Origin of the sequence: Xenorhabdus sp. PB30.3 (genome assembly GCF_963895965.1) — a bacterium.
In the GTDB taxonomy this organism is placed as follows: domain Bacteria; phylum Pseudomonadota; class Gammaproteobacteria; order Enterobacterales; family Enterobacteriaceae; genus Xenorhabdus; species Xenorhabdus stockiae.
This window is the reverse complement of the sequence record NZ_CAWQMW010000132.1, coordinates 1-19,142: the sequence shown is the minus strand read 5'-3', so window position 1 is coordinate 19,142 and position 19,142 is coordinate 1. Positions and strand designations below refer to the sequence as shown.

General features: G+C 44.2%; 15 protein-coding genes. 10 read left to right on the top strand and 5 right to left on the bottom strand.

Annotated features, from left to right (window positions below):
* Nucleotides 1-45: 45 nt before the first annotated feature.
* The 9 genes from AACX38_RS11610 (at nt 46) to dtpB (ending at nt 10,869) form a co-directional block, all read left to right on the top strand.
* Nucleotides 46-1,518: an NAD-dependent succinate-semialdehyde dehydrogenase gene (locus tag AACX38_RS11610; protein ID WP_228864381.1), complete on the top strand. Its 1,473-nt coding sequence runs from the start codon at nt 46-48 to the stop codon at nt 1,516-1,518.
* A gap of 20 nt (nt 1,519-1,538) precedes the next feature.
* Nucleotides 1,539-2,342, top strand: a complete 804-nt coding sequence (gene hpaH, locus AACX38_RS11605; protein WP_228864380.1) for a 2-oxo-hept-4-ene-1,7-dioate hydratase — start codon at nt 1,539-1,541, stop codon at nt 2,340-2,342.
* Nucleotides 2,343-2,395: 53 nt separating this feature from the next.
* A complete protein-coding gene (gene hpaI / locus AACX38_RS11600) occupies nt 2,396-3,205 on the top strand; it encodes a 4-hydroxy-2-oxoheptanedioate aldolase (protein WP_228864379.1) in 810 nt (269 codons plus the stop codon).
* A 20-nt stretch (nt 3,206-3,225) separates the two neighbouring features.
* Nucleotides 3,226-4,575, top strand: coding sequence for a 4-hydroxyphenylacetate permease (gene hpaX, locus AACX38_RS11595; RefSeq protein WP_228864378.1), 1,350 nt, complete (start codon nt 3,226-3,228; stop codon nt 4,573-4,575).
* A 63-nt stretch (nt 4,576-4,638) separates the two neighbouring features.
* Nucleotides 4,639-5,538 carry a 4-hydroxyphenylacetate catabolism regulatory protein HpaA gene (hpaA, locus tag AACX38_RS11590; RefSeq protein WP_228859016.1) on the top strand — a complete coding sequence of 300 codons (900 nt, stop codon included), beginning with the start codon at nt 4,639-4,641 and terminating at the stop codon, nt 5,536-5,538.
* A 264-nt stretch (nt 5,539-5,802) separates the two neighbouring features.
* Nucleotides 5,803-7,365, top strand: coding sequence for a 4-hydroxyphenylacetate 3-monooxygenase, oxygenase component (gene hpaB / locus AACX38_RS11585; protein ID WP_228864377.1), 1,563 nt, complete (start codon nt 5,803-5,805; stop codon nt 7,363-7,365).
* Nucleotides 7,366-7,386: 21 nt separating this feature from the next.
* Complete coding sequence (gene hpaC, locus AACX38_RS11580; protein WP_228864376.1) at nt 7,387-7,905, top strand: 4-hydroxyphenylacetate 3-monooxygenase, reductase component; 519 nt, start codon at nt 7,387-7,389, stop codon at nt 7,903-7,905.
* Between the two features lie 238 nt (nt 7,906-8,143).
* Nucleotides 8,144-8,743: a LysE family translocator gene (locus AACX38_RS11575; protein WP_153043650.1), complete on the top strand. Its 600-nt coding sequence runs from the start codon at nt 8,144-8,146 to the stop codon at nt 8,741-8,743.
* 659 nt (nt 8,744-9,402) lie between these two features.
* Complete coding sequence (gene dtpB / locus AACX38_RS11570; protein ID WP_228864375.1) at nt 9,403-10,869, top strand: dipeptide/tripeptide permease DtpB; 1,467 nt, start codon at nt 9,403-9,405, stop codon at nt 10,867-10,869.
* Nucleotides 10,870-10,988: 119 nt separating this feature from the next.
* Here the strand turns inward: dtpB and fbaA are convergent, their stop codons facing one another.
* The 5 genes from fbaA to AACX38_RS11545 form a co-directional block, all read right to left on the bottom strand.
* Complete coding sequence (gene fbaA / locus AACX38_RS11565; protein ID WP_228864374.1) at nt 10,989-12,065, bottom strand: class II fructose-bisphosphate aldolase; 1,077 nt, start codon at nt 12,063-12,065, stop codon at nt 10,989-10,991.
* Nucleotides 12,066-12,134: 69 nt separating this feature from the next.
* Complete coding sequence (pgk, locus tag AACX38_RS11560) at nt 12,135-13,301, bottom strand: phosphoglycerate kinase (protein WP_228864373.1); 1,167 nt, start codon at nt 13,299-13,301, stop codon at nt 12,135-12,137.
* A gap of 146 nt (nt 13,302-13,447) precedes the next feature.
* Nucleotides 13,448-14,482 (bottom strand): erythrose-4-phosphate dehydrogenase, encoded by a 1,035-nt coding sequence (gene epd, locus AACX38_RS11555; RefSeq protein ID WP_228864372.1) that lies wholly within the window; start codon nt 14,480-14,482, stop codon nt 13,448-13,450.
* A 335-nt stretch (nt 14,483-14,817) separates the two neighbouring features.
* On the bottom strand, nt 14,818-16,812 hold the full coding sequence (gene tkt, locus AACX38_RS11550; RefSeq protein WP_228864371.1) for a transketolase: 1,995 nt from the start codon (nt 16,810-16,812) through the stop codon (nt 14,818-14,820).
* A 509-nt stretch (nt 16,813-17,321) separates the two neighbouring features.
* Complete coding sequence (locus tag AACX38_RS11545; protein WP_228864370.1) at nt 17,322-17,837, bottom strand: O-acetyl-ADP-ribose deacetylase; 516 nt, start codon at nt 17,835-17,837, stop codon at nt 17,322-17,324.
* Nucleotides 17,838-18,157: 320 nt separating this feature from the next.
* Here AACX38_RS11545 and AACX38_RS11540 point away from each other — a divergent pair, with 320 nt between their 5' ends.
* On the top strand, nt 18,158-19,018 hold the full coding sequence (locus AACX38_RS11540) for an N-acyl homoserine lactonase (RefSeq protein ID WP_228864369.1): 861 nt from the start codon (nt 18,158-18,160) through the stop codon (nt 19,016-19,018).
* The last annotated feature ends 124 nt before the right edge of the window (nt 19,019-19,142 follow it).

Sequence of the window (19,142 nt, the reverse complement as noted above, 5' to 3'; positions counted from 1 at the left end):
AAAAGTAACTGAAATTCAACGTAATTGTTAAATGAAGAGAAAACCATGACAAACCATCTTGATGCTGTATTACACGATTCCCTGTTATTGCGTCAGCAGGGTTACATTGACGGGAAATGGCTTGATGCAGACAATAAAGCCACCTTTGCTGTGACCAACCCTGCTACTGGTGACATCATCGCCAATGTCAGTGATATGGGGGCAGCAGAAACTCATCGTGCGATTAAAGCTGCCGAAAAAGCGCTTCCTGCATGGCGTGACCTGACAGCCAAAAAACGTAGCCAGATACTCAGGCAGTGGTTCAATCTGGTCATCGATAACCAGAAAACATTGGCCGAACTGCTGAGTATCGAGCAAGGGAAGTCCCATGCTGAGGCGATGGGTGAAATTGCTTATGGTGCCAGTTTTATCGAATGGTTTGCAGAAGAAGGCAAACGCGTTTACGGCGAAACTATCCCTTCCCCCATGCCGGGTTGCCGCACATCCACCATCAAGCAACCCATCGGAGTGGTTGCAGCCATTACTCCGTGGAATTTCCCTAATGCCATGATTACCCGAAAAGTCAGCCCGGCACTGGCCGCAGGTTGTACTGTCGTCCTGAAACCTGCCGCAGAAACCCCGCTTTCCGCACTGGCTCTGGTTGTTCTGGCTGAGCAGGCAGGGATCCCGGCCGGGGTCTTTAATATTGTCACCGGAATGGACGCTAAAGCGATTGGGGAAGCCCTGACTTCAAGCCCTATTGTACGCAAACTCTCTTTTACCGGATCGACGCGTGTTGGGAAATTGCTCATGGCACAAAGCGCCGATACGGTGAAAAAACTCTCTCTTGAGTTAGGTGGCAATGCACCTTTTATTGTTTTTGATGATGCCGACTTAGATGCCGCAGTTAAAGGTGCAATGGCAGCAAAATTCCGTAACAGCGGCCAGACTTGTGTCTGCGCAAACCGGATCCTAGTTCAGGAAAACATTTACGAGGCATTTGCTGAGCGTCTGGCTCAGGCAGCCAGAGAACTGCATGTTGGCCCAGCCAGTGATAGCTCCTCACAGCAGGGCCCTCTGATTAATCAGGCTGCGATAGATAAAGTTCAGGCGCATGTCAGTGATGCCGTTTCCCGTGGCGCAAGGCTTCTGGTCGGAGGAAAATCTCACGAACTGGGAGGCCTGTTCTTTGAGCCAACCGTACTGGCTGATATTGATGAAACAATGCAAGTCGCCCATGAAGAAACATTCGGCCCTCTGGCTGCCCTGTTCAAATTCCGGGATGAAGAAGAGGCCATTCGCATTGCCAACAGCACAGAGTACGGGCTGGCCGCTTACTTTTATTCCCGCGATATCGGCAGGATTTACCGTGTAGCAGAAGCGCTGGAAAGCGGCATGGTTGGCATTAACGAAGGGCTGATTTCCAACGAAGCTGTTCCGTTCGGGGGTATAAAACAGTCTGGTCTGGGGCGTGAGGGGTCGCGCTACGGCATAGAAGATTATCTGGAAGTGAAATACCTCTGTTTCGGAGGATTATAAACCAAAGGAGTTTGACACATATGCTACAGCAAGAAGTCGTATCACAGGTTGCTCGTCGTTTATATCTGGCAGAGAAAGACCGTAAACAGATCCGTCAAATCTCACTGGATTATCCGGAAATAACCATTGAGGATGCATACGCCATTCAGCGTGAGTGGGTCAGTATGAAAATGGCGGAAGGCCGGGTATTGAAGGGGCATAAAATTGGCCTGACATCCAGAGCCATGCAGCTCAGTTCACAAATTGAAGAACCGGATTATGGCGCACTGCTGGATGATATGTTTTTTCAGAGCGGTAGCCATATCCCTTGCGAACGTTTTATTGTTCCGCGCATTGAGGTGGAATTGGCATTTGTACTGGCAAAACCGCTGCAAGGCCCGAACTGTACACTGTTTGATGTTTACAATGCGACCGATTACGTTATTCCGGCACTGGAGCTGATCGATGCCCGCTGTCACAACATCGATCCGGAAACCCTGCGCCCGCGTAAAGTCGTGGATACGATTTCTGATAATGCAGCAAATGGGGGCGTCATTATGGGAGGACGCCCCATCAAACCCCATGAGCTGGATTTGAGATGGGTCAGCGCTCTGCTCTATCGCAATGGTGTAGTTGAGGAATCCGGCGTAGCAGCAGCAGTGCTTGACCATCCCGCCAGTGGTGTTGCGTGGCTTGCAAATAAGTTAGCGCCACATGGTGTCCAGCTTGAAGCAGGCCAGATCATACTGAGTGGTTCTTTCACCCGACCAGTTGCAGCCCGCAAAGGTGATACATTTCATGTGGATTATGGCGCATTAGGTTCAGTGAGCTGTTATTTTTCTTAAAAATCAGTCTGGTATAAAACATGAATTAAAAATTCGGAGCATAAGGTGCACTCATGGATCAACTGACAAATAGATTCAAACAGGCCCTGCAATCGGGGCAGCCACAAATCGGATTATGGCTTGGGCTTTGTAGTTCATACAGTGCTGAAATTCTGGCGGGAACCGGCTTTGACTGGCTATTAATTGATGGCGAACATGCCCCCAATGATATCTCTTCCACCCTGAATCAGTTACAGGCTATTGCTGCCTATCCAAGCCAGCCGATTGTTCGTCCGCCGTGGAACGATCCGGTTATTATCAAGCAACTGCTGGATATCGGTGCTCAGACACTACTCATCCCGATGATTCAGAATGCTGAGCAGGCACGTGAAGCGGTGCGTGCTACCCGCTACCCGCCGGAAGGCATTCGGGGTGTAGGCAGTGCGCTGGCAAGAGCTTCGCGCTGGAATCGTATCCCTAATTATCTGGCGCGTGCCAATGAAGAAATGTGCGTTCTGATTCAGGTGGAAACCCGTGAGGCTCTGAATAATTTGTCAGAGATGCTGACGGTTGAGGGTGTTGATGGTGTATTTATCGGCCCCGCAGATCTCAGTGCTGACATGGGGCACAGCGGCAACCCCCAACACCCCGAAGTCAAGGCGGCGATAGAACAAGCCATCAGGCAGATCAACACAGCAGGCAAAGCTGCCGGGATATTGATGACCAATACTGAAGCGGCTGAGCACTATCTGGCTCTCGGTGTGAAGTTTATTGCCGTTGGTGTTGATACCACACTGCTCTCCAATGCAGCCCGTTCGCTGGCGGCACATTTCGGTAAAGGACAGGAAAACACCGTATCGTCTGTATCCAACGCTGCATATTAATCAATAAAAAGGTCACAACCATGAGCAGCTCACCTGAAGCCATACAGAAGCATGATGCACCAGACTATTCACATAAAAACCTCACGGCACAGCAGCAAAGTGTTATCAAAAAATTATTTCGCCGCCTGATCCTGTTTCTGTTTGTCCTGTTCATATTTTCTTTTCTGGATCGTATCAATATTGGTTTTGCCGGTTTAACGATGGGAAAAGATCTGGGTCTTACATCGACCATGTTCGGGTTAGCTGCAACACTGTTTTACGTGACTTATGTAGCTTTTGGTATTCCCAGTAATATCATGCTGGGTATTGTGGGAGCCAGACGCTGGATTGCCACGATTATGGTGCTGTGGGGGATTGCTTCCACCGCGACAATGTTTGCTACCGGTCCCACCAGCCTGTATATCCTGCGTATGCTGGTCGGGATTGCAGAAGCCGGCTTCCTGCCGGGTATTCTGGTCTATCTGACATATTGGTTTCCGGCTTATTACCGTGCCCGTGCCAATGCCCTGTTTATGATTGCTATGCCTGTCACAATGGCATTTGGTTCACTGGCATCCGGTTATATTCTGGAAATGGACGGCATCTGGGATCTGCGTGGCTGGCAGTGGCTGTTTTTTCTGGAAGGCTTCCCTTCTGTTCTGCTGGGTTTTGTCGTCTGGTTTTATCTGGATGATTCACCAGAAAAAGCAAAGTGGCTGACAAATGAAGATAAAAAATGCCTACAGGAAATGATAGAGAACGATAAAGTTTCTTTAGCACACCCTGAACCTTCACACGCAAAAACCAGCCTGTGGCGTGAAATTTTTACCCCGATTGTCCTGATGTACACCTTCGCTTATTTCTGCCTGACCAATACGCTGAGCGCCATTAATATCTGGACGCCACAAATTATGCAGAGTTTCAATCAGGGAAGCAGTCACACCGTTATTGGCCTGCTAACAGCTATACCTCAATTCTGTACCATTTTGGGGATGATCTACTGGAGCCGTCGGTCAGACCGCCTGCAAGAACGAAAAATGCACACAGCTCTGCCTTTTCTGTTTGCGGCTGCGGGCTGGATCCTGACGTCACTGACAGACAACAGCATGATACAGCTTTTAGGCATCATCATGGCCTCAACCGGCTCGTTTACTGCGATGGCAGTATTCTGGACCACACCCGATCAATCCATCAGCCTGCGAGCGCGAGCCATTGGGATCGCGGTGATCAATGCCACGGGTAATGTAGGTTCGGCTGTCAGCCCTTTATTGATCGGATGGCTGAAAGATCAGACCGGAAGTTTTAACTCTGGTCTCTATTTTGTCGCCGGGCTGCTGGTGATCGGAGCACTGATAGTTCTACTGATCCCAATGAAACACGCAAGATCATAAAACTTGTCTAATTTACGACGTCTCAAAAAATATCCTGATGACCACCTTGAAGGGAATAAATTGATGTCAGCCAGCCAGATAAACAGCGAAGTTATTAGCAATATTGATATCAGTAAAGATTATGATGAAACTCAGGGATCAGACGATGTCCATTATCAGACTTTTGGTCGAATGGCCGCATTTTTTGGTCGTGATATGCAAGCCCATCGCCATGATGGCTTTTTTCAGCTGCACTATCTGGTCACCGGTCGGATTGAATTACAATTGGACGATCTCCGTTACTCGGTACAGGCTCCGCTGTTTATCCTAACTCCCCCTTCCGTACCCCATGCATTTTTTACGCAGGAAGGCACCGATGGTTATGTACTGACTGTGCGTCAGGAGTTAATTACTCCCCTACTTAATTCGCTCTATCCTGCACATCGGGAACTGATTGATATTCCGGCTTTCTGCCTTTCCATTGCCGATAAACCGGACGAGCTGGAAACATTCAATCACTACTGGGCATTAATTAGTCGTGAATCAGCCAATCAATTTGCCGGTCGCGAACAGTCACTGACTTTCTTGGCACAATCCCTGTTTACTTTTCTTTTACGCAGTATTCCCCTTGAAGATCATCGTGCTGGTGGAGTCAGAGGAGAACTGAAACTCTTCCAGCGCTTTAACCAACTGGTCGATCAGCATTACAGCCAACATCTTACTGTACCGGAGTATGCTCAGATTCTGGGAATTACAGAATCACGCCTGAAAGATATGTGTCGCCGGTTTGCAAATCGTCCTCCTAAGAGATTGATTTTTGACCGTCAATTAAGGGAAGCAAAACGGTTACTGTTGTTCAGTGATAGTCCGGTATTTGAAGTGGCATACCAGTTAGGATTCAAAGACCCGGCTTATTTCGCCCGGTTTTTTAATCGGCTGGAAGGGTGTTCACCGAGTATCTGGCGAGAAAATAACGTCAAATAACCATAAAATACCTTCATCATAAAATACAATCACATTCAGATATAACTTCTGATCGGGCGCGCTTATATCAAAACACAAGGCTGATCACATTTACGTAACAAATCACCCGTTTTTACCGAAAAGTACCTGCGGTTCTTCTGAAAGTCTCTTCAGATATTCTCCCTCAGTCGCTTCAATTAAATATATAAGTCAACATTTATTTAACACTTAACCTACCATTAAGATAACAAATCAGAATGGAAGGCTTCGGATGATGAGGTAGCTATGAAACCAGAAGATTTTCGTGCCGATAAAACACGTCCGTTAACCAGTAAAGAATATATGCAGTCACTACAGGATGGGCGGGAAATTTATATCTATGGTAAACGGGTCAAGGATGTGACGACGCATCCCGCTTTTCGCAATGCTGCTGCCTCTATCAGCCAATTATATGACGCTCTGCATGATCCAAAGACTCATGACATTCTCTGTTGGGATACTGATACTGGCAGCGGCGGTTATACTCACAAATTCTTTCGTTTCGCAACCAGCTCAGATGACATCCGCCAGCAACGTGATGCCATTGCTGAATGGTCACGCCAGAGCTATGGCTGGATGGGACGCACACCGGATTATAAAGCGGCATTTTGCTGTGCTTTAGGGGCTTATCCGGAGTTTTATGGGCAATTCGCCGATAATGCCCGCAGTTGGTATAAACGCATTCAGGAAAATGCGCTTTATTTTAACCATGCAATCGTCAACCCTCCGATTGATCGTCATAAACCCGCCGATCAGGTTAAAGATGTTTTTATCCAGATAGAAAAAGAAACAGATGCAGGAATTATTGTCAGCGGTGCCAAAGTCGTGGCAACCAATTCCGCCTTAACTCATTATAATTTTATTGGTTTCGGCTCGGCGCAGGTCATGGGTGATAACCCTGATTTTGCCCTGATGTTTGTCGCCCCAATGGATTCTGACGGCGTAAAATTAATCTCCCGAGCTTCTTATGAGCTGACGGCAGGTGCGACCGGATCACCTTTTGATTATCCGCTTTCCAGCCGGTTTGATGAAAATGATGCCATTCTGGTGATGGATAAGGTGTTAATTCCGTGGGAAAACGTGTTAATTTATCGTGACTTTGATCGCGCACGTAATTGGGCTGTTCAAAGTGGTTTCGCCCGCCTGTTTCCTATGCAGGCCTGTGTACGTCTGGCCGTTAAACTGGACTTCATCACCGGATTGCTGCAAAAGAGCCTGGAATGTACTGGTGTGGTGGATTTTAGAGGGGTTCAGGCTGATTTGGGTGAAGTCGTGGCATGGCGCAATCTGTTCTGGTCGCTGACAGATGCAATGTGGGCAGAAGCAAAACCGTGGGAAGGTGGAGCCTACCTGCCGGATACTCAGGCAATACAGACTTATCGGGTCATGGCACCAATGGCTTATACAAAAATTAAAAATATCATTGAACGTAATGTCACCAGTGGATTAATTTATTTGCCCTCCAGTGTACGGGATATGAATAACCCTGAAATCAGTCAGTACCTTGAAAAATATGTCCGGGGTTCAAATGGCATTGATCATGTTGAACGCATTAAAATCCTGAAACTAATGTGGGATGCCATTGGCAGTGAATTTGGTGGGCGCCATGAATTGTATGAAATCAACTATGCCGGCAGTCAGGATGAAATTCGCCTACAATGCCTGCGCCATGCGTATGGTTCTGGCAATATGAAAAAAATGACTGAGCTGGTGGATCAGTGTCTCTCTGATTATGATGTAAATGGCTGGGTAAGCCCCCATTTACACAACAACAATGATATTAATTTATTAGATACGCTACTGAAATAAATGAGTAGCAGGAGACTTATGATGTCTTTAGAAAATGAACATCGCTTGCTATTCAGAAATGCGATGGCAAGCCTTTCCGCGGCGGTGAATATTATTACAACCGACGGCCCGGCCGGGCGTTGCGGTATGACAGCGACGGCAGTATGCTCCGTGACAGATACTCCGCCAACTTTGATGGTGTGCATAAACCGTAACAGTGCTATGAATCAGGTATTTCAGGGTAATGGCCAGCTATGTGTCAATATCCTGAATCATGAGCAGGAATTGCTGGCCCGCCATTTTGCGGGTATGACTGAAGCCAGTATGGAAGAACGCTTTAGCTGGGATATCTGGCACACAGGCTCATTAGGGCAACCCATGCTGAAAGGAACACTCGCCAGTCTGGAAGGAAGCATCGAACAGGTGCAGGAAATCGGCACACACAATGTTTATCTGGTCGAAATAAAACAGCTTCATGTTCTGGAAGAAGGCCACGGGCTGATTTATTTTAAGCGTACTTTTCATCAGGTGATGAACAAAACTCTGGCTACCGCAGTTTGACGTGAAGCTAAAAGTTAAAATTAGGTATAAGGGCAAGGACGTAAAGCCCTTTACTTTCTCAACTGGTTTTTATCCATTGTCTTTCAGACAGTTTCTTTATTAGCTGGGCAAATGAGTTCCCGACTAATTTATCATTCTCATACCACCATGATTCAACTCAAAATTTATTAGGTATATAATCAATAGGTCTCAACGTCATAGGCATTTCGACAAGAGTCATTAATATACAGGTGGAATTTTGAATATTTCAGGCTTTATTCTTACGATATTACCTATCGCCTTATCCCCCGGAGCAAGTTTTACCCTCGGTATGGCAAATGCTATTAACAGTGGAATAAAAGGTTTGCTTTCCATCATAGTCGGGACAGCTTTAGGTATTTACACGCATGCATTACTGGTTGGCCTAGGTATTACCGGTATAGTGACAAAATATCCACTTATTATGCATGCCATAAAAATCATAGGAACAATTTATCTAATCTATCTCTCTTGTATATTAATAAAAAACGGAATTTATTCCGGTAAAAAAATGACAGAAAAAGGGACGAAGGTTGCAACAATAAAAGATGCCTATATCGCCAACATTCTGAATATAAAAGCGATCCTACTCTACCTTACTGTAGTACCTGGTTTTTTAACATCTGACTATATTAGTGTATTAAATTTTATCATTCTTGCTTCTATCCATATTATTATTATAACAATCTGGTTATTATCATTTGGCTATATTGTCATATTCGCTGCAAGAAAAATAAACTTCAGCACCGTAAGCCGGTTTGTTAATACAGTAGGTGGAGCTTGTTTATTATATTTTACTCTTTCTCCGTATATTCTATAGTATCGTTTCCATTTTATATCACTGTTACCGTTAAAATGGCCTCTTTGTTGGCTGTTCAATCCCCTTCCTTTAACTGGGGCATCCGTTCCCGGTTTAGCTACTTCCTTCGATGATGTAACTCAAAATCCATTGGGCATAGCTGTTTTTCTGACTGAACCAGCAATGATAAACTATCCCACAAACTGATTTATTATTTAATAAATATGATAAATTATATAAAACGTGTAGTTTTATGTAGCTCTATCTCATGCAGAAACAAACAAAAAAACCAAATACATAACATAAACTTAATATATTGATATTAGTGTTCAAAACTTTCTGCATACACCTTTTAAGTAGTTACTTTATCAATAAGCATGGAGAATAAAGAGCAAACAAACATCAAATCGCTTTATTTACGAACACTTAAACCATTAACAGGTGATTTCTCCTATTAATTTAGTGAATATTCTGTCAAATCTGGTATTAATTTTTGCATTAGTGTGATCAACCACTGAGAAGATATTATGCCAGTATATTAACCTCCCGCGCTTTCGATCACTCTGAATAATTAAACAAAAACACAACCCGTGCAATACATTATGTTACTTTTATGTTAACAACAGTATAAACTCTGGATGTATTGTCCATTGGTATGACAACTAACAGAGGCAATTACTATGAATAAAACCGCTCCAGTCGGTTTATGGGATCAACCGAAGCCCTTTTTCATGATTTTTTTTGTAGAATTATGGGAAAGATTTGGCTACTACGGCGTTCAAGGCATTCTCGCTGTTTACTTCGTTAAACAGCTTGGTTTTTCAGAAACACAGGCATTTATTACCTTTGGTGCATTTACTGCGCTGGTTTATGGTTTGATTTCCATCGGTGGTTATGTAGGAGACCACTTGCTGGGAACAAAACGAACCATCATTCTGGGTGCTATTATACTGGCAATAGGCTACTTTCTGATTGGCCTTTCCATTATGGAACCAGAACTGATTTTTTATGCTTTAGGAACTGTCGCGGTTGGTAATGGTCTGTTCAAAGCTAACCCCGCAAGCCTGCTGGCTAAGTGCTACCAGCCACAAGATCCACGTTTAGATGGTGCTTTTACACTATTCTATATGTCCATCAATCTTGGCTCTCTGGTTTCTCTTTCTCTCGCTCCCGTTATTGCTGAAAAATATGGCTATGCTGTTACCTATAATATCTGTGGTATCGGTCTGATTATCGCTCTGTTGGTTTACATCGCCTGTCGCCGTATGGTACATGACATCGGCTCTGAGCCAGACCATGCCCCTCTTAACTACATAACCCTATTTTTAGTTTTACTCGGCTCAGCAGTGATGGTAGGGGTCTGTGCGTGGCTATTGCACAATATTGATATTGCTAATCTCGTTCTTATGGCAATTTCAGCTATCGTTGTGGTGATTTTCTTCTGGCAGGCATTCAAACAGGATAAAGTCGGCCGCAATAAGATGTTTGTGGCATTTATCCTGATGATTCAGGCTATTGTGTTCTTTATGCTGTACAACCAAATGCCAACTTCCCTCAACTTCTTTGCCATCAACAATGTTAATACCCAACTCTTCGGTTTTAATATTAACCCTATCAGCTTTCAGGCTCTGAACCCATTCTGGATCATCGTCGCCAGCCCGATTCTGGCTGTGCTTTACACCCGTCTGGGAGCGAAAGGCAAAGATTTTTCTATGCCAACGAAGTTTACCATCGGTATGTTCCTGTGTTCTCTTGGCTTTCTGACAGCAGCAGCTTCCGGCCTGTTCGCCGATGAACATGGCATGACTTCGCCGTGGTTTATCGTACTGGTTTATCTGTTCCAGAGTATCGGGGAATTGATGATCAGTGCATTAGGGCTGGCAATGGTTGCTGCGTTTGTTCCCAGCTATCTGACAGGGTTTATTCTGGGTATGTGGTTCTTATCTCAGGCTGCTGCATCAGTATTGGGAAGCTATATAGCAACATTTACTGCGGCACCGGAAGGTGTTACCGACCCTCTGCAAACGCTACCGATATATACTGGCGTATTCGGTAAAATAGGTATTGCCACTCTCATTGTTGCCGTGGTTATGGCTTTCATGGTGCCATGGCTGAACCGTATTATGAAAGATGGCGCAAGAGCCTAACTGATTTAATTCGGTTTCATTAAAAAAATTCCCGCCCGTTAATCATGAAAATAACGGGTGGGAACTAAGAAACGTTAATCGACTAAAGCGACTTTAATCCATGCCAATCAGTATGGAAATTACAGCACATCAACCGCATTCAGTTCTTTGAAAGCCTGTTCCAGACGAACTTCCATTGAAACCTGACCAGCACGCAACCACACACGCGGATCATAGAATTTCTTATTAGGTTTATCCGCGCCTTCCGGGTTACCTAATTGACCTTGCAGATAGCCTTCATTCTTCTTGTAGTAGTTCAGAATACCTTCCCAGGTCGCCCATTGGGTATCGGTATCAATATTCATTTTAACTACGCCGTAGCTGACAGCTTCCTGAATCTCTTCTGCAGTAGAGCCAGAACCACCGTGGAAAACAAAATCCAGACTATTGTGTGGCAGGTTGAATTTCTCTGAAACATAGTCCTGAGAATTACGCAGAATTTTTGGAGTCAGTTTAACGTTACCTGGTTTGTACACACCGTGAACGTTACCGAAAGATGCCGCAATGGTAAAACGTGGGCTAATCGCGTTCAGTTTTTCATACGCATAAGCTACATCTTCTGGCTGAGTGTATAAAGAGGAGCTATCCAGATGGCTGTTATCAACACCATCTTCTTCACCACCAGTACAACCCAATTCGATTTCCAGCGTCATGTCAATTTTCGCCATACGCGCCAGATACTGGCTGCAAATCTCGATATTTTCTTCCAGAGATTCTTCTGACAGATCAATCATATGGGAAGAGAATAGAGGCTTGCCTGTCTGAGCATAGTGTTTCTCACCCGCGTCTAACAGACCATCAATCCACGGCAGTAATTTGCGTGCGCAGTGGTCAGTATGCAGGATCACCGGCACACCATAATGCTCTGCCATCTGATGTACATGATAAGCACCAGAAATTGCGCCCAGAATCGCCGACTGCTGACCTTCAGCTTTCAGGCCTTTACCTGCTACAAATGCTGCACCACCATTGGAAAACTGGATGATTACCGGAGCACGTACTTTTGCCGCTGTTTCTAATACAGCATTGATAGAATCAGTACCGACACAGTTAACTGCCGGTAAAGCAAAATTATGTTCTTTTGCGATGGCAAAGACTTTTTGAACATCATCACCAGTGATGACACCCGGTTTTACGAAATCAAAAATTTTAGACATGTTACGTGGTCCTGTATTGACATTGAGCAGGCAGTAAATACTGCCTGCTATCACAACGAGTTACTCAACTTAGTTACTGTTAGCACGTTCTTCCAGCATCACAACGGCGGGTAGTTTTTTGCCTTCAACAAACTCAAGGAAAGCACCACCACCTGTAGAGATGTAAGAGATTTTGTCAGCAATCTCAAAAAGATCGATTGCCGCTAAAGTATCACCGCCACCTGCAATTGAGAAAGCATCACTCTCTGCAATCGCACGGGCAATAATTTCGGTTCCTTTGCGGAAATTCGGGAATTCAAATACACCAACCGGGCCATTCCAGAGAATGGTTTTTGCACCTTGCAAGATTTCAGCCAGACGTTCAGCAGAAGCATCACCCAAATCGAGGATCTGCTCTTCATCTTTAATTTCACTGGTTGATTTCAATGTAGCTTCAGCTGTTTCAGAAAACTCTGTCGCAACACGAACATCCGTAGGTACCGGAATATCACAGCATTCCAGCAGTTTTTTCGCTTCCGGGATCAAATCATCTTCGTACAGGGAGCGACCAACATTGTGGCCTTCAGCAGCAACAAAAGTATTGGCAATTCCACCACCAACGATAAGCTGATCAGCAATTTTGGACAGTGAATCAAGAACAGTCAGTTTAGTAGAAACTTTAGAGCCACCCACAATCGCGACCATTGGGCGAGCAGGGTTATGTAATGCTTTCCCCAAAGCTTCCAGTTCACCGGATAACAATGGACCTGCACACGCAATTGGCGCAAATTTAGCAACGCCGTGAGTTGAAGCCTGAGCACGGTGGGCTGTACCAAAGGCATCCATGACATAAACATCACACAATGCGGCATACTGTTTTGATAATGTTTCGTCGTCTTTTTTCTCACCTTTGTTAAAGCGAACGTTCTCCAGAACAACTAATTCGCCTTCCGCCACGTCAACACCATTCAGATAATTTTTTTCCAGACGGACAGGAGAAGAAAGTGCTGCTTTCAGGTAATCAACGACAGGTTGTAGTGAAAACTCTTCGTTGTACTCTCCCTCAGTTGGGCGTCCCAGGTGAGAAGTAACCATGACTTTGGCTCCCTGACTCAGCGCAGCCTCGATCGTCGGCAAAGACGCACGAATACGTGCATCTGAGGTAACTTTGCCATCTTTTACAGGCACATTCAGATCAGCCCGGATCAGAACTCGTTTACCCGCCAGATCTAAATCAGTCATCTTAATTACAGACATGGTGAATCCTCTCATTGATTCTCTATAAAATTACTCAATCCCCTGCTGTATGCCGTTTGTTCAATCATATTTAATTTAATAACATCTGATCTCACAAAATCCGACACAATATTATCGATACAACAGACGATTTATTTGAAACCCGTTTATTTGAAACCTTTAGAAGCCATTGCCAGTGTTGTGTCAAGCATACGATTGGCAAAGCCCCACTCATTATCACACCAAACAAGTGTTTTAATCAGGTGGCTTCCGCTCACTCTTGTTTGTGTGCCATCCACGATGGCGCTGTGAGGGTCGTGGTTAAAATCCGTTGAGACCAACGGCAAATCGGTGAAATCCACTATACCACGAAACGAACTCACTGCTGATTTTTGCAGTAGTTGGTTTACCTCACTGACATTAACGGCAGCGCTGACTGTAACACTCAAATCAATCGCTGTGACGTTGATGGTAGGAACCCGTACAGAAATAGCTTCAAACCGGTTACTGAATTTGGGGAAGATACGAGTGATCCCCGCGGCCAGTTTGGTATCGACCGGTATAATCGACTGGCTGGCTGCCCGGGTTCGACGCAGGTCACTGTGATAGGCATCAATCACGGGTTGATCATTCATCGATGCGTGGATTGTTGTCACCGTTCCTGATTCAATATTGAACGCATCATCCAACACTTTAATAATCGGGATAATGCAATTTGTCGTACAGGATGCATTAGAAACGATGCAATCTTCCGCAGACAACAGTTCATGATTCACACCGTATACCACAGTCGCATCCAGATCGTTTCCTCCCGGATGGGCAAACAGTACTTTTTTAGCACCACTGGCAAGATGAGCTTCCCCATCAACGCGTTCACCATACTTACCGGTACAATCGAGTACGATATCAATACCCAGTTCTTTCCACGGTAAATCGGAAATATCGGGTTGATGAAACAGCCGGATACTGTCATCTCCCACATGCAAGACTGTATTATTCAAACCTATCTTGTTCAGGCGCACATCCCATGCAAAACGCCCATGGCTGGAATCATATTTCAATAAGTGAGCGATACCTTCTGCATCAGCCAGCTCATTGATGGCGATAACTTCAATTTCAGCCCGACGCCCGGATTCGTAGAGCGCACGCAGGATACTGCGGCCTATTCTCCCAAACCCGTTAATCGCTACCCTGATTGTCATGTTACTCCCTGAATTTCTCTGTTGTCACGCAACGGCTTAGGATAACTGAGCAGGTGCAAATTGTACGGATGATTCATCATAAAATTAATCAGATTGTGACAGACAAGACATTTTGCATGCGATAACTGAAACGGTTCAGCTAATTATAAGGGAAGACTACGAGAAAAAAGGGCTAATAGCAAGGATCGTTAATAGCATAATAAAAGTATTTTGAACAAAAAAAGAGCGCATCGGCTCAAAGTTTGATGCAGATGCGCTTAATACCCTTCGTCTTTCAAGTTGCCTCTTTGTAGGCTTCGCCTAGAAGCAACCCGAAATCCATTGAAGATATATTGTTATTTCAACAGTGCTGCCGCTTTCGCAACGACATTTTCAATCGTAAAGCCAAATTCTTTGAACAGTGCGTCAGCCGGTGCTGATTCACCAAAGCTGTTCATACCGACGATAGCACCGTTGATACCAACATATTTGAACCAGTAATCAGCAATGCCTGCTTCAACCGCAACACGCGCAGAAACAGCGGCAGGAAGTACAGCTTCACGATATGCTGCATCCTGTTTGTCAAATGCATCAGTAGATGGCATGGAAACAACGCGGATTTTACGGCCTTCTGCACTCAGTTGATCAGCTGCTTTCACTGCCAGTTCAACTTCAGAGCCAGTCGCGATCAGGATCAATTCAGGCTGACCTGCGCAATCTTTCAGAATGTAAGCACCTTTCTCAATGTTTGCCAGCTGCTCAGCGGTACGTTCCTGCTGTGCCAGATTCTGGCGGGAGAAGATCAGAGAAGTCGGGCCATCCTTACGCTCAATCGCATATTTCCATGCAACCGCAGATTCCACCTGATCACATGGACGCCATGTGCTCATATTTGGTGTGACACGCAGGCTGGCAATCTGCTCAACAGGCTGATGGGTCGGGCCATCTTCACCCAGACCGATAGAGTCATGGGTATATACAAAGATGCTACGGATTTTCATCAGCGCAGCCATACGTACTGCGTTACGGGCATACTCAACAAACATCAGGAATGTCGCACCATAAGGCACAAAACCACCATGCAGAGCGATACCGTTCATGATGGCCGACATACCGAATTCACGAACACCGTAATGAATGTAGTTACCGTCCTGAACTTCGTTCAGAGGCTTGGAGCCAGACCACATAGTCAGGTTACTTGGTGCCAGGTCAGCAGAACCACCCATGAATTCAGGCAGAACCTTACCAAATGCTTCCAGAGCATTTTGTGACGCTTTACGGCTGGCAATAGAAGCTGGATTCTGTTGCAGATTTTCAATAAATGCCTTGGATTCTGCTTCCCAGTTTTCTGGCAGTTCACCGCTGGTACGACGGCTGAATTCTGCTGCCAGTTCAGGATGAGCTTCAGCATAAGCTGCAAATTTTGCATCCCATGCACTTTCTTTTGCTTTACCGGCTTCTTTCGCATTCCAGCCAGCGTAAATATCCTGAGGAATTTCAAAAGCAGGGTATTCCCAGCCCAGTGCTTTGCGGGTTGCTTCGATTTCAGCATCTCCCAGTGGCGCACCGTGACACTCTTCTTTACCAGCTTTGTTTGGCGAACCAAAACCAATGACAGTTTTGCACATCAACAGAGATGGTTTGCCTGTTTCTTTACGTGCTTCTTCGATTGCTGCTGTAATTGCGTCCGAGTCATGGCCATCTACACCACGGATAACATGCCAGCCATATGCTTCAAAACGTGCAGCGGTATCATCAGTGAACCAGCCTTCAACTTCGCCATCAATAGAAATACCGTTGTCATCATAGAAAGCAATCAGCTTGCCCAGTTTCAGCGTACCCGCCAAAGAGCAAACTTCATGGGAAATACCTTCCATCATACAACCGTCGCCCATGAATACATAAGTATGGTGATCGACGATATCGTGGCCCGGACGGTTAAACTGCGCTGCCAGTGTGCGTTCTGCGATTGCGAAACCAACTGCATTGGCAATACCCTGCCCCAGTGGACCGGTTGTTGTTTCTACACCCGCTGTATAGCCATATTCAGGGTGACCCGGGGTTTTGGAATGCAGTTGACGGAAATTTTTCAGATCGTCGATGGAAACATCGTAACCAGTCAGGTGCAACAAGCTGTAAATCAGCATAGAACCGTGGCCATTGGACAATACAAAACGGTCACGATCAGCCCAGTGAGGATTGACAGGGTTATGGTTCAGATAGTCGCGCCACAGAACTTCAGCAATGTCAGCCATTCCCATCGGTGCACCAGGATGCCCTGATTTTGCTTTCTGCACAGCATCCATGCTCAAGAAGCGGATAGCATTAGCAAGGGTTTTACGAGTGGTCATTCTTTACTCCAAGTCGGATAAAAGCGTTAGTGAACTAGAACTAATTTTCGCAGCGCAGCATACAAACCGCAATCATTAATGCCATATAAACAAAAACTATCTTAATTTCCGTTTAGCATCAATTCTTTGATTTATCCCGCCGTTTTTACGTATTTTCAAGTGAATACACCTATACACTTCGTCTTTCAAGTTGCCTCTTTGTTGGCTACGCTCGTTCACCCCAGTCACATAGTTATCTATGCTCCCGGGGATTTACTCCCTTGCCGCCGCGACGCATCTTGAAATCCATTGTGTATAACCGGAGGTTAGTTTGCGCAAATTCAGAGTGATTTCATCTCGTGATTTGCGCAATAAGAACCATGTATTAGACACGATAATTAATGAACGAATCAAGATCGGAAAAGCCTGTTTTTCTGCTGATTTGGAGCATGATAGCAAGCCAGCTATGATAATTTCCTCTGGCTAAAAATACTTTGTGATTCAAATAACAATTTGAAGCAGGTAACTGCCTAATTTAAAGAACGATAAATGTCATAGTTTTCATCATCAAAACAGATAAGATTCACCTGTAAGATATTTTGATTGTAAAACAAACGGGAGTGAATCACCTCCAAAGCAATTTCTGCTGCCAGATTTTTGGGAAAACGGTAAATACCTGTGCTGATATTAGGGAAGGAAACTGTCTCAATATTGTATTGCTCAATAAGATCAAAGCAGCTTACATAGGCCTTTCTCAATAATTCAGGTTCATTACCGCTCCCTCCGTTCCAGCAAGGGCCGACTGTATGGATCACATACTTCGCCGGCAAATTCCCGGCTCCGGTGATAACCGCTTCGCCAATATCACAGCCACCCTGCTTTGCCCTAATTTGCATGCACTCTTCCAGAATGGCCTTTCCACCAGCCCGATGAATAGCACCATCAACGCCTCCACCACCTAGCAAAGAGCTATTCGCCGCGTTGACAATAGCTTCAACAGCAATTTTGGTAATATCACCATGTATTATTTTAATTCTATTATTCATTTTGTTTTCTCTTTTATAACTAAGTTATTTCTAATTTCAGAAATTGTTTTTATTTAAAGTTAAATCAATATTAAATTATCTATTTCAAGACTAATCAACCAAAAAGAAAAAAACAATGAAATTTAACTCTCTAGTTTATATGCTTTCATATAATTATATTCTAACCACCCCTCCTTTTTACAACTCTCTGAATTTATAAAAAAACCAATAAAAATAAATTATCAACCGATAAAAAAAAGATATTTGAAACAACAAAATAAAAAAGTGAACTTATAACCTCCACCTCTTCTAAAACATTAAAATTTAATTGAGGAAAATCCATGAATAAGATAATAATTTTCATTGTATCGTTTTTATTAGGATTACAAATATCTTTCGCTGAAGTTAATTCAGAACAATATAAATCAGATCAAGATATAGCGGAAAAATTAACCCAAAGATATAATGACTCCAGAAAGGATTGTGGGGGTAAAGACCTACCGGCATTTTTATGCTCTGGTATAATATTAAGAGGAACAAAACATTCAGATCAATATCGCGCATGGGATCCAAGCCCTCACTCAAGACAATCAGGAGGAGTTTCATTCTCTTATTTAAGAACAGATTCTAAGCTTTTTACATTAGATGCAGATTATCAAAATGGTTTTATTTTTTCTCCATACCTCAAACTTCTTGGTAAGACTAAACCTGAAGTTCTTTGCTATTTCCCCACAGATGCTGACTCTTTTGATAGAACTGGAAAAGGCTGTGGACAATTTCGCGATTCCCCACAAAGTAAACCCTGCCAATCACAAGGAATTACTACAGCAAAACAATGGATAGAACATTATCATAGTGGTCTTAGTGATAAAACATACCAGTGTGGCTTTGACGTTCGCATGAAGCCAGGAAGAAATCCGGCAGATGCATTCATACAAGGAGTTCAAGCTCGCTTGCAACTTTCATTCAAGACAAATAATGAATTTATTTTAGCAACTTGGCCTCAACATATTCCTTATGAATTACCTATTGAAGCCTTTTTTTATCTTTCAAAAGGATTAAAAGGTGCCCAGTATGATCAAAAAGACTTCTATAAAGATACAGGAAAAATAATACCAATTATAAAAATAGAATTGCCTTCCGATTATACGAAAGAGGCTACTTTTACATATAGCCAAGAGGATCAGGTTGTTCACGATTAGATTCCAAACTAAACACTTAACTAGAAGTAATTTTTAAACGTGGCTATTTACAAATAGTTGTATATTTAAATTGTAAATAGCCACGATACAAATATTGAATAAAATACTTTCAAAAAGTAGAATC

What these genes read in the sequence shown, in the direction of transcription:
- AACX38_RS11610 (WP_228864381.1), top strand. Translation starts at nt 46, where the DNA reads ATGACAAACCATCTTGATGCTGTATTACACGATTCCCTGTTATTGCGT.
- hpaH (WP_228864380.1), top strand. Translation starts at nt 1,539, where the DNA reads ATGCTACAGCAAGAAGTCGTATCACAGGTTGCTCGTCGTTTATATCTG.
- hpaI (WP_228864379.1), top strand. Translation starts at nt 2,396, where the DNA reads ATGGATCAACTGACAAATAGATTCAAACAGGCCCTGCAATCGGGGCAG.
- hpaX (WP_228864378.1), top strand. Translation starts at nt 3,226, where the DNA reads ATGAGCAGCTCACCTGAAGCCATACAGAAGCATGATGCACCAGACTAT.
- hpaA (WP_228859016.1), top strand. Translation starts at nt 4,639, where the DNA reads ATGTCAGCCAGCCAGATAAACAGCGAAGTTATTAGCAATATTGATATC.
- hpaB (WP_228864377.1), top strand. Translation starts at nt 5,803, where the DNA reads ATGAAACCAGAAGATTTTCGTGCCGATAAAACACGTCCGTTAACCAGT.
- hpaC (WP_228864376.1), top strand. Translation starts at nt 7,387, where the DNA reads ATGTCTTTAGAAAATGAACATCGCTTGCTATTCAGAAATGCGATGGCA.
- dtpB (WP_228864375.1), top strand. Translation starts at nt 9,403, where the DNA reads ATGAATAAAACCGCTCCAGTCGGTTTATGGGATCAACCGAAGCCCTTT.
- fbaA (WP_228864374.1), bottom strand. Translation starts at nt 12,065, where the DNA reads ATGTCTAAAATTTTTGATTTCGTAAAACCGGGTGTCATCACTGGTGAT.
- pgk (WP_228864373.1), bottom strand. Translation starts at nt 13,301, where the DNA reads ATGTCTGTAATTAAGATGACTGATTTAGATCTGGCGGGTAAACGAGTT.
- epd (WP_228864372.1), bottom strand. Translation starts at nt 14,482, where the DNA reads ATGACAATCAGGGTAGCGATTAACGGGTTTGGGAGAATAGGCCGCAGT.
- tkt (WP_228864371.1), bottom strand. Translation starts at nt 16,812, where the DNA reads ATGACCACTCGTAAAACCCTTGCTAATGCTATCCGCTTCTTGAGCATG.
- AACX38_RS11545 (WP_228864370.1), bottom strand. Translation starts at nt 17,837, where the DNA reads ATGAATAATAGAATTAAAATAATACATGGTGATATTACCAAAATTGCT.
- AACX38_RS11540 (WP_228864369.1), top strand. Translation starts at nt 18,158, where the DNA reads ATGAATAAGATAATAATTTTCATTGTATCGTTTTTATTAGGATTACAA.